10 protein-coding genes are annotated in these 13,421 nt (G+C 50.5%); 7 read left to right on the forward strand and 3 right to left on the reverse strand.

The genetic code is table 11. The features are described from left to right. The first annotated feature begins 8 nt into the window (after positions 1 to 8). The gene (locus PPTH39_RS07470; protein WP_086795802.1) at positions 9 to 920 is read left to right on the forward strand and encodes a cation diffusion facilitator family transporter; all 912 of its coding nucleotides are present in this window, start codon (positions 9 to 11) and stop codon (positions 918 to 920) included. Between the two features lie 136 nt (positions 921 to 1,056). Here the strand turns inward: PPTH39_RS07470 and PPTH39_RS07475 are convergent, their stop codons facing one another. Together PPTH39_RS07475 and PPTH39_RS07480 are read right to left on the reverse strand one after the other, a co-directional pair. Next, positions 1,057 to 2,493 (reverse strand): heavy metal sensor histidine kinase, encoded by a 1,437-nt coding sequence (locus tag PPTH39_RS07475; RefSeq protein ID WP_086795803.1) that lies wholly within the window; start codon positions 2,491 to 2,493, stop codon positions 1,057 to 1,059. Then, complete coding sequence (locus PPTH39_RS07480) at positions 2,490 to 3,164, reverse strand: heavy metal response regulator transcription factor (RefSeq protein WP_086795804.1); 675 nt, start codon at positions 3,162 to 3,164, stop codon at positions 2,490 to 2,492. The genes PPTH39_RS07475 and PPTH39_RS07480 overlap by 4 nt, the downstream gene beginning before the upstream one ends. Before the next feature lie 547 nt (positions 3,165 to 3,711). Between PPTH39_RS07480 and PPTH39_RS07485 the strand changes: the two genes are divergently transcribed. From PPTH39_RS07485 to PPTH39_RS07505, 5 genes are all read left to right on the forward strand, one after another. Next, a complete protein-coding gene (locus PPTH39_RS07485) occupies positions 3,712 to 4,935 on the forward strand; it encodes a TolC family protein (protein ID WP_232527626.1) in 1,224 nt (407 codons plus the stop codon). 87 nt (positions 4,936 to 5,022) lie between these two features. Next, entirely contained in the window at positions 5,023 to 6,249 is a 1,227-nt protein-coding gene (locus tag PPTH39_RS07490) for an efflux RND transporter periplasmic adaptor subunit (RefSeq protein ID WP_003444054.1), read from the forward strand. Between the two features lie 26 nt (positions 6,250 to 6,275). Continuing rightward, entirely contained in the window at positions 6,276 to 9,440 is a 3,165-nt protein-coding gene (locus PPTH39_RS07495) for a CusA/CzcA family heavy metal efflux RND transporter (RefSeq protein WP_003444052.1), read from the forward strand. 140 nt (positions 9,441 to 9,580) lie between these two features. Continuing rightward, the gene (locus tag PPTH39_RS07500) at positions 9,581 to 9,778 is read left to right on the forward strand and encodes a co-regulatory protein PtrA N-terminal domain-containing protein (protein WP_003444050.1); all 198 of its coding nucleotides are present in this window, start codon (positions 9,581 to 9,583) and stop codon (positions 9,776 to 9,778) included. Positions 9,779 to 9,852: 74 nt separating this feature from the next. Further along, the gene (locus tag PPTH39_RS07505) at positions 9,853 to 10,179 is read left to right on the forward strand and encodes a DUF2790 domain-containing protein (protein ID WP_086799539.1); all 327 of its coding nucleotides are present in this window, start codon (positions 9,853 to 9,855) and stop codon (positions 10,177 to 10,179) included. Positions 10,180 to 10,538: 359 nt separating this feature from the next. Here PPTH39_RS07505 and PPTH39_RS07510 read toward each other — a convergent pair whose 3' ends face one another. Next, positions 10,539 to 11,864 (reverse strand): OprD family porin, encoded by a 1,326-nt coding sequence (locus tag PPTH39_RS07510; RefSeq protein WP_086795806.1) that lies wholly within the window; start codon positions 11,862 to 11,864, stop codon positions 10,539 to 10,541. Between the two features lie 303 nt (positions 11,865 to 12,167). On the opposite strand from PPTH39_RS07510, the gene PPTH39_RS07515 reads away from it, so the two are divergent. Beyond that, positions 12,168 to 13,330, forward strand: a protein-coding gene (locus PPTH39_RS07515; protein ID WP_085994787.1) for an IS3 family transposase whose coding sequence is annotated in 2 segments (ribosomal slippage) — positions 12,168 to 12,423 and positions 12,423 to 13,330 — 1,164 coding nt in all. Because the reading frame shifts where the segments join, the coding sequence is not laid out codon by codon here. Positions 13,331 to 13,421: the final 91 nt, after the last annotated feature.

Consider the following 13,421-nt stretch of genomic DNA (forward strand, 5'->3'; position numbering starts at 1 on the left):
AGAGTCATATGAGCGCTGGTCATAGTCACGGTCAAGCTCGTGCAGGACACGAGAAAAAATTGTGGATCGCTTTGGTGTTAACGACAAGCTTCATGATCGCGGAGGTCATTGGGGCTTTTGTGACAGGCAGCTTGGCGTTGTTATCCGATGCGGCTCACATGCTAACCGATTCCACTGCCTTGGCTATTTCATTGATAGCTATTCAAATTGCCAAACGCGCTGCGGATAAAAAGCGGACATTCGGCTATGCACGATTTGAGATCCTCGCAGCTGCTTTTAACGCGATTTTGTTGTTCATGGTGGCGGTGTACATCTTGTATGAAGCTTATCAGCGGTTTAAAGCCCCGACAGAAATCCAATCGACAGGGATGCTGATCGTCGCAGTGATCGGACTAGTTGTGAACCTTGTTTCAATGCGGTTGCTAATGTCTGCCAGTGCCGAAAGTCTTAACGTAAAAGGCGCGTACCTAGAAGTATGGAGCGACATGTTGGGCTCCATGGGCGTAATAGGGGCGGCATTGATCATTCGTTTTACCGGATTCACTTGGGTTGACTCGATCGTTGCCGCAGCTATCGGCCTGTGGGTGCTTCCCAGAACCTGGGTTTTGCTCAAAGAAAGCATGAACATCCTGTTGCAAGGGGTTCCGGATGGCATCGATATCGCTGAAGTGGAAGCGTGCATCAGGGCGGTTGAAGGCGTTGAGGATATCCATGACCTGCATATCTGGGCCCTGACCAGCGGCAAGAATGTCATGAGTGCTCACCTTGTAATCTTGCGTAGCTCCCGAGCTGAGCAAGATATATTGGCTGAGGTGACTCGGCTGATGAGCGAGGTATTCCATATCAGCCATACGACTCTTCAACTGGAAAACTTGCAGTTTCATGCAACGCTTGAAGAAAACGAAGGCATGCAGCACTAGAGCGGGATCCTGCAAACATCTCATGTCGGAGTAGGGGTTGCTGCGATTTACTCAGAACTCAGCGGACATTAAAAAACCTGACCACAGGCGCATGTCCAGTGGTGCAGGGAGGGTTGCACAGGTTTGTTGCGGGAATTTACCCTTGAACCTTTCTAGCCTGTTGCCAAGTGGTCTGTCCGTCGAGGTTTGGGAAGCTCAGCCTGAAAACGGTCATGCTGCCAGGCATGCTTTGAACATCCGCAGTTCCCTGGTGGAGGCTCATGATCGATCGAACAATAGCTAAGCCAAGACCAGTGCCACCTTCAGCACGCGAGCGACTTGTATCAATCCGATAAAAGCGGTCAAACAAGTGCAACAGATGCTGAGGTTCGATTCCTGCTCCAGGGTTGCCTACAAGTAGCGATACCTGTTCGGCATAGTTTTCAATAACAATTGAAATAGATTGTCCCGCAGGGCAATGGCGAATTGCGTTGGACAATAGATTGGATATTGCTCGCTGTATCATTAACCTGTCGCCAATCGTCTTGCCAGTTCCGGTAACATTCAGGGTGATACGTTTCTCTTCCGCAGACAGTGAAAACAGATCGACCACCTTAAATGCTTCATCTTCTAAGGTAATTGTTTCGAACGGGACAAGTGCCGCGGGATGGCTGACCTGAGCTAAGAAGAGCATATCCGAGACAATTCGCGTGACACGCCCCAACTCCTCGGTGCATGACTCCAGCACAGCTTTGTATTCTTCTGCCGGACGCTCCCGAGAAAGGGTAACCTGGGCCTTGCCCATCAAATTGGTGATCGGGGATCGTAATTCATGGGCTAAGTCATCTGAAAATTGCGACAACTGCTGAATACCGCTGTCGAGCCGGTGCAGCATGAAGTTGATGCCATGAGCCAACTCACTAAGCTCCTGAGGCATTTTAACAACAGAAAGTCGATGGTTGAGATCTTGAGCCGAGATCATGGCGGCGACCTTCCGGAACTCTCTCAGTGGAGAAAGTCCTTGTTGTACTACGGCCCAAGCACTTGCTCCGATGAGTATTAGTAAAAGCGGTAGTGCAATAATCGTCGACCTAAGGTACGCGCTGAGCAGCGCTTCATCGTTCGCACAATCCATCGACAGCAATACGGGAACGCTTACACCGTTCTTTAATGGGATGAGCTTGGATGCGGTAAGGAAGTGTCGACCTTCACCATCTGAATTGGTGGAATAGGAAACCTTGTCAACGGCAGCAGTCGCAGCTTTCAACTCAGTCCGCGGATCCGACAATCCAGGCCCAAATTTCAGTAAGGGCGTCCTGAGGTTTTTCAGATCATAGATGGTCAGATTCAGATTGTCATGTCCCATGACTTGATCCAGTAACGAATGCGGTTTTGAATTTACGTCGGCCGTGTCATCGTATAGCGAGAGGCTATGTTCAACCTGCTTCATCTTATTGATCAGGCTGTTTTTTGCCAACTTATCCAGCTCATGCGTCAGCGCAAAAAAGGCCAAGACAGCCAAAAAAACTACCAACAACGCCCCCAAGATACTTACTGTCAAACCTAGTCGCATTGACAGGCTGACCGGCTTCATACTCGCGCCTCTAATACGTAACCAACACCGCGAAGGGTGTGGATCAACTTGTTATCGAAGGGGTCATCTATTTTGGCCCTCAGCCTACGGATTGAAACCTCGACAACGTTAGTGTCGCAATCAAAATTCATATCCCAGACCAGTGAAATGATTTGGGTGCGAGAAAGCACTTCTCCAGTCTGGCGCATCAGCAAGTGCAACAGCGCAAACTCCTTGGTTGTCAGATCTATGCGCTGCTCACCGCGAAAAGCACGATGACGTCCTTGGTCTAGTTCCAGGTCGGCTACTTTTAGTACATGCGGGACAGGTATGTGCTCACTGCGTCGCATCAGGGTTCGTACCCGTGCAAGTAACTCAGGAAACTCAAACGGTTTAACCAGATAATCATCGGCACCCAAATCTAGTCCGCGTATCTTGTCCGCTAGGCGCCCTCGGGCCGTCAACATCATGACCCGGGCATTACTGCTTTGTCGTAGACGTTCAAGAACACCCCAGCCATCAAGTTCGGGAAGATTAACGTCAAGTATCACCAAATCATAAACATGTTGGCGCGCCAGATGTAGTCCATCCGCGCCATTTATCGCACGATCAACAATGTAGCCACTTTCAGTCAGTCCCTGATGTAAGTATTCGGCAGTTTTGAGCTCGTCCTCAACTACAAGGATTCGCATAACATTTCACCTTCTTAATGACTAGAGTTAAAGGGGGTCAGAAAAGTAATAAACGTATACTGTGGTTTTCTGATTGGTATTGTCTTTTTATAGGATTTTCAATCTTCATATGGTTTGAATAACTTACGAGATGACAGCCTTCACTCTAAAGCCTGTAGCTGCTTTAGGGTCAAGCCAAAGCTGCGGTTTTGAGGCGCCAAAGCTAGGGTTGCGACAATCTGTCGCGGGAAATAATCCAGAGGCTATATATCCATAGAGAGCTCATATGAATACCCCAATTCGACAAGTGCGCTTCGGCAGATAATTGCTGAATTTTTGTTTCATCATATTTCCGCCTTAAGTTTTTCTTTTTTAACACCTCCTATATTAGAGCAAAACCTACAGCAGTAGAGCTGGATAACATATTTGTAATTCTTCAGTCACCTTGTTGATAGATGAAGAACTCTACAGTTATCACGTTGAGAAAATTCGCTTTAAAGGAAGTATAAAATTGCGTTGGCTTAGAAAGTTAATTACCCCCTTGCGTACCATAAAATCCTTGTTGGTAATAGGCCTAAGTTGCACGTTTGCACTATCAGGCACGGCTTTTTCCGCTGGTTCGGTTTCACAGGCGCTGACAATGGATCAAGTGCTTCAAATGGCGTTTGCCAACAACCCTGACCTAGCGGCAGCACAGTGGGAAATTGGTATCACTCAGGGAGATCGGCAGCAGGCGAGCTTGATTCCCAATCCTGAGTTGTCTTGGGAGGCTGAGGATACCCGGCGTAATTCGCGCACTACGACGGTGATGATCAATCAGCCGATCGAGCTTGGTGGTAAGCGAGGCGCTAGGATCGAAGTGGCAAGTCGAGCGCAAGATGCAGCCGAGATTGAATTGGAGCGCAAGCGTAATGTTCTACGTGCCGATGTCATTCAGGCGTTTTACAACACATCTACGGCTCAGCAAAGGTTGCTGTTATCACGTCAATCACTTGAGCTCGCAAAGCGTGGCTTGAATGTAGCTCAAGGTCGCATCAGTAGTGGCAAGTCATCGCCTGTTGAAGGTACGCGAGCAGAAGTCCAGTTGTCGGAGGTACGCCTAGAGCTGAAACGGGCAGAGCGAGAGGAGGCAAATGCCTATCAACAACTCGCTCGAGTCATGGGTGTGCCTTTGCCGGCGTTTGCGTCTGTAAGTGATTCAAGTCAGCCAATGCCAACTGTACCGGAACCTTCGCTGCTCCTTAATCGCATCGGTCAGACTGCGGAGTTACGGTTGGCAAAGCTGCAAATTGACCAGCGTGAAGCCTCACTTGGCTTGGAGAAAGCCCAGCGCATTCCTGACCTAACCGTAAGTTTAGGTAGCCAATACGATGAACGGGAGCGTGAGCGCGTGAATGTCGTAGGGCTGTCGATGCCCATCCCATTATTCAATCGTAATCAGGGCAATGTGTTGGCAGCCGCCCGCCGAACTGATCAGGCCCGCGACCTTCGCAATGCCAGCGAGTTACGCCTGCGCACAGAAATTCAGACCACTCTAGCTCAGTGGAAGACAGCGAACACTGAAATCACGTCGTTCAATCAAACCATCCTGCCTGCCGCGCAAAGTGCTGTAGATACCGCTACCCGTGGTTTCGAAATGGGGAAATTCAACTTCCTAGATGTGCTAGATGCCCAGCGCACCTTAATCAGCGCGCGCGGCCAGTACATCCAGGCCATTGCCGAGGCGACAGACGCCTGGGTGCGTATCGAGCGAATTTTCGGTGATGTCGACAAGCTCACTCATACCCCTTGAATTTCATACAACACTTTTTTAACCGCTACTCAGCATCGCAGTGCCACGGTAATCCGTGACTGCCCACTGAGCTGCGTAGGGAGTCCCATGGATAAAAAACAAATCCTTGTCACCGCACTGACCCTCACGGTGGGCATATGTGTTGGTTCGCTCTGGATGGGTAGCACGTCAACAGCGTCCACCGGCGTACAGACGCAAGAAGAGCAGGGCCACGATGCTGATCACAGCAACGAGGGTGCGGCCAAGGAGTCAGTTGATGGCGGGCATGAAGAAGGGGAAGCAGAAGAAGGTCACCTGACTCTGAGCGACGATCAGATCAGATCTGCCGGCATTCAGTTAATCGAAGCTAAGGAACAGAGCATCAGCCTCTCATTGCCGTTTCCTGGAGAAGTCCGTTTCGATGAAGACCGTACTGCGCATGTGGTACCCCGGGTTCCTGGTGTCGTCGAGTCGGTACATGTCAATCTTGGCCAAACAGTGAAAAAAGGTCAGCTACTAGCCGTGATTGCCAGTCAACAAATTTCTGATCAGCGCAGTGAGCAAGCCGCAGCGCAACGTCGTCTAGAGTTGGCGCGCACTACCTACGAGCGTGAACGCCAGTTATGGCAGGACAAAATCTCTGCCGAACAGGATTTCCTTCAAGCCCGTCAGGCTCTGCAAGAGGCCGAAATCGCTGTCAGCAATGCCCGACAAAAAATCAGCGTACTTAGTGGCAGCTCGGTGATCAGTGGTGGCAACCGGTATGAGCTGCGTGCACCGTTCGATGGCGTTGTGGTCGAAAAGCACTTGGGCCTTGGTGAGGTTGTCAGTGAAACCAGCAATGCTTTTACGCTCTCGGACTTGTCGCATGTTTGGGTGACTTTTGGCGTTTCCCCTAAGGATTTGAGCAAAGTCCTGGTGGGCAAGTCTGTCACGGTTAGTGCCGCTGAGTTGAATGCGGAAGTTACGGGTGCCGTGGCCTACGTTGGGAGTTTACTGGGTGAGCAGACTCGTACCGCCACTGTCCGTGTGTCCATAGCGAATCCGCAAGGGGCTTGGCGTCCCGGGCTGTTCGTAACCGTACTGGTTGATACCGATACCCGGCTGGCGAAAGTCGCAGTACCAGAAGCAGCAATCCAGACGGTCGAGGATAGGCCAACAGTTTTCGTTCGAACTGATGACGGGTTTAAGGCGCAAGCAGTAGTAATAGGTAGTCGTGCAGCAGGTCTGGCTGAGATCACAGAGGGCCTGGAGCCCGGAGCTCAAGTCGCTGCTGCCGGCAGCTTCATTCTGAAATCAGAACTGGGTAAAGCCTCGGCTGAACACGCCCACTGATCCGCCACTTCCACGAGAAGGTTCTCATGTTCGAACGCCTAATCCAATTTGCCATCGAGCAACGCATAATCGTCCTGCTCGCGGTTCTCCTCATGGCCGGACTCGGCATTGCTAGCTACCAGAAGCTGCCGATCGACGCCGTGCCCGACATCACTAACGTCCAGGTGCAAATCAATACTGGTGCCGCAGGTTTCTCGCCACTGGAGACTGAGCAGCGCATCACTTTCCCTATTGAAACCGCCATGGCAGGTCTGCCGGCACTTGAGCAGACGCGTTCACTCTCACGCTCGGGGCTTTCACAAGTCACGGTGATTTTCAAGGAAGGCACCGACCTATTCTTCGCCCGGCAATTGGTCAATGAACGATTGCAGATGGCAAAGGAACAATTGCCCGAAGGCGTGGAAGCTGTCATGGGGCCGATTTCTACCGGTTTGGGTGAGATTTTTCTGTGGACTGTCGAGGCCCAAGAAGACGCCGTAAAAGAGGATGGTAGTCCCTATACGCCGACCGACCTGAGGGTAATCCAAGATTGGATTATTAAACCTCAGCTGCGCAACGTTCCTGGGGTCGCCGAAATTAACACCATTGGCGGATTCGCCAAGGAATACCAGATTGCTCCGGATCCAAAACGCTTGGCCGCTTACAAGCTGACCCTGACAGACATTGTGACCGCGCTGGAAAGCAACAATGCTAACGTAGGAGCCGGCTACATTGAGCGCAGTGGCGAACAACTACTGATTCGTGCCCCTGGCCAAGTGGCGACCACCGACGACATCGCCAATATCGTGATCGCCAACGTCGATGGCACCCCTATACGTATTAAAAATGTGGCGACCGTGGATATTGGGCGTGAAATGCGTACCGGTGCGGCGACCGAAAACGGTCGTGAAGTGGTACTCGGCACGGTGTTCATGCTGATAGGCGAGAACAGCCGTACCGTCTCTCAGGCCGTTGCAGTCAAGCTAGAGCAAATCAACCGTTCACTGCCCAAAGGGGTGGTTGCGATCACTGTTTACGACCGTACTAACTTGGTAGACAAGGCTATTGCCACGGTCAAGAAGAATCTGATTGAAGGTGCAATCCTAGTAATCGCGATTTTGTTCTTATTCCTAGGCAATATTCGCGCAGCACTGATCACTGCCATGGTCATTCCTCTAGCCATGCTCTTTACCTTCACAGGCATGTTCACCAACAAAGTCAGCGCCAACCTGATGAGCCTGGGGGCTCTGGACTTCGGTATTATCGTCGACGGTGCAGTGGTTATTGTCGAAAATGCTATACGGCGCCTCGCCAATGCGCAGCACCATCACGGGCGCCTCCTCACTCGCTCCGAGCGCTTTCACGAAGTGTTTGCAGCAGCCAAGGAAGCCCGTCGACCACTGATTTTCGGGCAGTTGATCATCATGGTCGTTTATCTACCTATTTTTGCCCTGACCGGTGTCGAAGGGAAAATGTTCCACCCCATGGCGTTCACCGTCGTGATCGCCTTGCTAGGCGCGATGCTGCTGTCCGTAACCTTTGTTCCTGCGGCAATTGCCATGTTCGTGACGGGCAAAGTCAAGGAAGAAGAGAACGTGATAATGCGAGGAGCGCGACGGGCTTATGCCCCCGCGCTGGATTGGGTCATGAGTCATCGATCGCTGGCATTTGCCATGGCATTAGGTGTCATCGCTGCGAGTGGCGTGGTCGCCAGTCGAATGGGCAGTGAGTTTGTACCTAGTCTCAGCGAAGGCGATTTTGCACTGCAAGCATTACGAGTACCCGGTACAAGTCTGACGCAATCGGTGGAAATGCAGCAGCGCCTGGAAAAGCTTGTGCTGGAAAAAGTGCCTGAAGTCGAACGGATGTTTGCTCGAACCGGTACTGCAGAGATTGCTTCCGATCCAATGCCGCCGAACATCTCTGATAGTTATGTGATGCTCAAGCCGAAGGATCAATGGCCTGATCCAAGCAAGTCCCGGGAGACGTTGACAGAAGAGATCCAGAAAGCAGCGGCTGCTATGCCCGGTAGCAACTATGAGCTTTCCCAGCCTATCCAACTACGTTTCAACGAGTTGATTTCAGGCGTGCGAAGTGATGTGGCGGTCAAGGTCTTCGGTGATGACATGGCAGTGCTTAACAGTACCGCTGCGAAAATTGCCGCGTCAATGCAGGGGGTCGATGGCGCCTCCGAGGTCAAAGTCGAACAGACAACGGGGCTACCTGTACTGACCATAAACATAGACCGCGACAAAGCCGCACGTTACGGTCTGAACGTTGGAGACGTTCAAGACACCATTGCGGTGGCTGTCGGTGGCCGCCAGGCCGGGACGATGTATGAGGGAGATCGCCGCTTCGACATAGTGGTGCGTTTATCCGACGCCATGCGTAAGGACGTTGAGGGGTTGTCCACACTGCTGATTCCAGTCCCGGCGCTGCTCAATGGCAATGCCGATCAGATCGGTTTTATTGCCCTTTCAGAAGTGGCGACCCTCGATCTTGTACTTGGCCCGAATCAGATCAGTCGTGAGAACGGTAAGCGTCTGGTCATTGTCAGCGCGAATGTACGTGGACGGGATATCGGCTCATTCGTTAAGGAGGCTAGCATCGCCATTGATCAACAGGTAGAGATTCCGGCCGGTTATTGGGCTACCTGGGGTGGGCAGTTTGAACAACTTCAATCAGCTGCCAAACGCTTGCAGATAGTTGTCCCTGTGGCTCTGCTCTTGGTATTCACTCTGCTGTTCATGATGTTTAACAATCTCAAAGACGGCATGCTGGTATTCACCGGGATTCCATTCGCATTGACGGGTGGTGTTATGGCTTTGTGGCTACGTGATATCCCGCTGTCGATCTCGGCGGGTGTTGGTTTCATTGCATTGTCGGGTGTGGCAGTGCTGAACGGTCTGGTGATGATTGCTTTTATCCGCAACCTTCGAGAAGAGGGACATTCGTTGAGTTCTGCGATCAATGAAGGAGCGCTGACGCGGTTGCGCCCAGTATTAATGACAGCTTTGGTGGCATCCCTTGGCTTTATCCCCATGGCTCTAGCTACTGGAACAGGCGCGGAAGTCCAGCGGCCCCTAGCTACCGTTGTGATCGGCGGAATACTGTCCTCAACTGCGTTGACCCTACTGATACTTCCTGCGTTATATCACTGGGCACACCGTAAAGATGAAGAAGCAGACAGCGAAAAACAAGAAATAGTATAGCAGTTTGTTTTTAAAGCCCGCTGCTGATCCTCATTAGCGGGCTATTTATATCAATGATGACGGATATGTAATCTTAGTGCCACCGTATTGATAGCTTCGTATTGATACTCTAATACCAGTATTTAATATGAGGTGTCGAAATGAAAATCGCACAAATTTACGCTCTTGTAGGAGCATTGATTCTTTCTTCCACTGCATTGGCTGAGGGTGGTGGAGACCGGACTATTGCTAGAGCTACTCAAGCTACCGAGCAGGCTATGGAGAAGTTTTTAGCCAAAGAGCTGAAAAAAACTCCTCCGAAAATGTCAGGCGGTGAGAAGGGCCCGATTAGTAAGTAAATGTAGTGGTGCTACACATAAGCCCCGCCCCGATTCCGGTTGCGGGGTTTTTATTGACATGTGAGGTGCAAAAAGTGAAGACTATTAATTATGTTATTTTTATTGTGGTCGCTGCGATCTCTTCAAGCGTATTTGCTAAAGATAGTGACAAGGTTTTTGAAAAAAGAATGAGTGCCAACTCCGTAGCTATGGAGCAGTATGCGATTAGGCATGGAAAAAAAATTCCCGTAGCTAAGCAATATAAATACGGAATGAAATTAGATGTTGTGAATGTAGTTAGCATGGTACGACCAGCGGAAGGGTGCGGGGTGATGCCCGCAGCTATGACATACGAAGACTCTGAAGGAGTACTGAATACAGTCAGATACACAGTGGCCGGAACATGCCGTAAAGGTGGTTAGCCTCTACGCTCTTGGCATAGGGGGTCATATTTTTGACGTGCGTCATAAGACATAAAATGTGGGGGGTGTTTACTGCAGGCATAAAAAAGACGCCCCGAAGGGCGTCTTAAAATACATCGTATTTAGATGAGTAATCTAAAAGTGGATGCGGAGCTTCAACTTGACAGCAGTGAGTTCCAGGTTTTTGCAAGGGTGTTACTTACCTGTAGCAGTCTAGCCAGATGCGCTAGCAGATTGCTATGAACTCCAGTTTACTATAGGTGACTTAAGCTAACAGGAAGATGATTGAAAAATTACATTTTTGAAATTTTCCAGCTAAAACGGAATGTTCGTCTAGGACGATTCATCCTGCGCAGATCTTAAAGAATAGCTAATGGATACTCAATAATCACACGAACCTCATCCAGATCCGACTCAAATGTGGTTGCGCGAGTATTAGCTTGCCGTAGGCGGAAAGACATATCTTTCAAGGTACCTGTCTGAACGACATATTTTACTTCGATGTCACGCTCCCAACGTTTCTGGTCAGTAAGTGGGTTTCCATCCGCATCGCGTCTCATGTACGTCGTATTGGCGTTAGAGTAATCAGCATCAGTGCCACGACCGTAACGCGTCATAAACGACAAGCCAGGCACACCATACGATGTCATGTCGAGGTCGTAGCGAACCATCCAAGAGCGTTCTTTAGGTGAGTTAAAATCACTGTACTGAATTGAGTTATCAAGAAATATTGAGTCCGACTGACGCAGGTAATCGAAGTCGTTATTTCCATTATTTCGCTGATGGGATAGTGCAAGTGTGTGCGCGCCATACTTCACGCCTACTTTACCGCTCCATATGTTATTGTCGAAATCGCCAAGTAATTTTTTTCCTTCATCGACAGCCTTATAATAGTTAAGGCCTCCGAATACGGAAAGCTCATTTGATAATGAGTAGTTTAGCCCGGTGCCAGCATAGTATTGATTCCATGCGTCCTTGAGGCGACTGGAGTAAAGACTAAGGGTGACGTTTTTGTTCAAGTTATAATCGCCACCAAAGTAGCCTACCCAAGGCGAGTTAACAGGCCCGGCATAGAAGGTCGCAAAGTTGTCGCGCATGTTGCTCGAAGCTGGCTGGCTCATGGCATGTAGGCGACCGCCCTGAACGGTCAAACCTTCAATGCTAGTATTTGTTGCTGTGACACCAGTGAAACTTTCCGGTAGTAGTCTTGAGTCGCCAGCAGCCACAACTGGGGTGGATGGGAATACGTCACCGACTTTTACTACGGTGTCAAAGGCGCGAATTTTTGCAGCACCTCCCACTTTTGTGTATTCGTTCCTTGCTTCTCCGTTGCTATTGACTGGAAGGACATCAAATGTACTACGGCCGCCATTACGGCCGCCACCCGTGTCGAGTTTTATTCCAATCATAGCAAACGCATCCACTCCGACACCGATTGTGCCCTGGGTAAATCCAGACTCGAATTTAGCAATAATCGCGTTTGCCCATGCTTCGGAATATCCATTGCCTGTAGGGCTTGACTCACCATTACGATGTTCGCGATTGAAGTAGTAGTTGCGGTTAAGGACGGTAAGACTACTATCCTCTATAAAACCGCCGTTATTTTCTTCCGCACTCACCATGGGCGGCACAGAGCTGACAATCATTGCCATAGCGGCTATCGAAAATTTTGTATTGTTAATCATTAATCACTCCTTCGGTTCGGCAGAACTAGAAAGCTCTTCGGCTGGAATTGTTGTTTGAAGGAAGCTGGTCGCTCCTCCTGTATCATCGCCGAGTTGTATCGTTGCAATCTGTAGATAACGGGGGCATGATTGAGAAATTACAATTTTGTAATATTCGGCGGCTTTCTTGAAGTGTTCACGCGCGTACCGTGCGATCAACCGTTTACGGTTCTGAGTTTTTACAATGCTAGTTGCTACACTGTAGTGGTCTAATGATTCCGGACACCCATTTAGGCGAGAATGTTCGCCAGAACGAGGTGTCAGATGACCAAACAACGCCGTACCTTTTCCGCTGAATTCAAACGCGAGGCTGCTGACCTCGTACTCAAGCAAAATTACAGCTTCATCGAAGCCAGCCGCTCACTAGGCATTGGCGAGTCGGCTCTGCGCCGTTGGGTTGGCCAGCTTCAGCAGGAGCGCGGCGGAGTCACTCCGACCAGTAAAGCGCTGACGCCCGAGCAGCAAAAAATCCAAGAGTTAGAAGCTCGAATCAACCGGCTGGAACGGGAAAAATCTATATTAAAAAAGGCCACCGCGCTCTTGATGGCCGAGGAACACGAGCGTTCGCGTTAATCGATCAACTGCGGGCTCAAGAGCCTGTTGATCTGTTGTGCTCGGTATTTGAAGTAACCCGATCCTGCTACTACACGTACTGCCGAAAACGTCGATTTCCAGATGCCGAGCGGGTGGTTTTGCGCAGCCGTGTGAACGAGCTATTTACCCAAAGTCGAAGCGCTGCGGGCAGCCGAAGCATCATGTTGATGATGAAAGAGGACGGTATACAAATCGGGCGGTTCAAAGTACGTAAGTTGATGCGGGAGATGAACTTGATCAGCAAGCAGCCGGGCTCCCATGCCTACAAAAAGGCTACCGTGGAACGACCTGATATTCCGAACGTGCTTGATCGAGGGTTCACCGTTGCATCTCCAAACAAGGTCTGGTGCGGTGACATTACGTACGTCTGGGCTGAAGGCCGATGGCAATATCTGGCAGCCGTTATAGACCTTTGTGCCCGCCGTGTTGTGGGTTGGGCATTCTCATCCAAGCCCGACGCTGACTTGGTAATCAAGGCGTTGGATATGGCTTACGAGCAGCGTGGCAGGCCGAAAAACGTATTGTTTCACGGCGACCAGGGCAGCCAATACGGCAGCCGAAGTTTCCGCCAGAGACTCTGGCGATACCGCTTCACACAGAGCATGAGTCGACGCGGCAACTGCCATGATAATGCGCCCATGGAACGGCTATTTCGCAGCCTAAAAACTGAATGGATACCGGCAGCGGGCTACATGAGCGCCGCGCAAGCACAACGGGATATCAGCCGGTTCCTGATGGAACGGTATAACTGGCGGCGACCGCATCAATTCAACGAGGGCCTAGCGCCTGCCGTTGCCGAGGAAAAACTTAACGCAGTGTCCGGGATCAGTTGACCACTACAGGTCGCCTCTCTTGGCACTCAGAAACAATCTCCCGCTTTGTTCATGAGTACTCCGCACCTGAATACAAAGCGCCCTTGCTTGC

Origin of the sequence: Pseudomonas bubulae, from assembly GCF_900618535.1 — a bacterium.
Lineage (GTDB): Bacteria > Pseudomonadota > Gammaproteobacteria > Pseudomonadales > Pseudomonadaceae > Aquipseudomonas > Aquipseudomonas bubulae.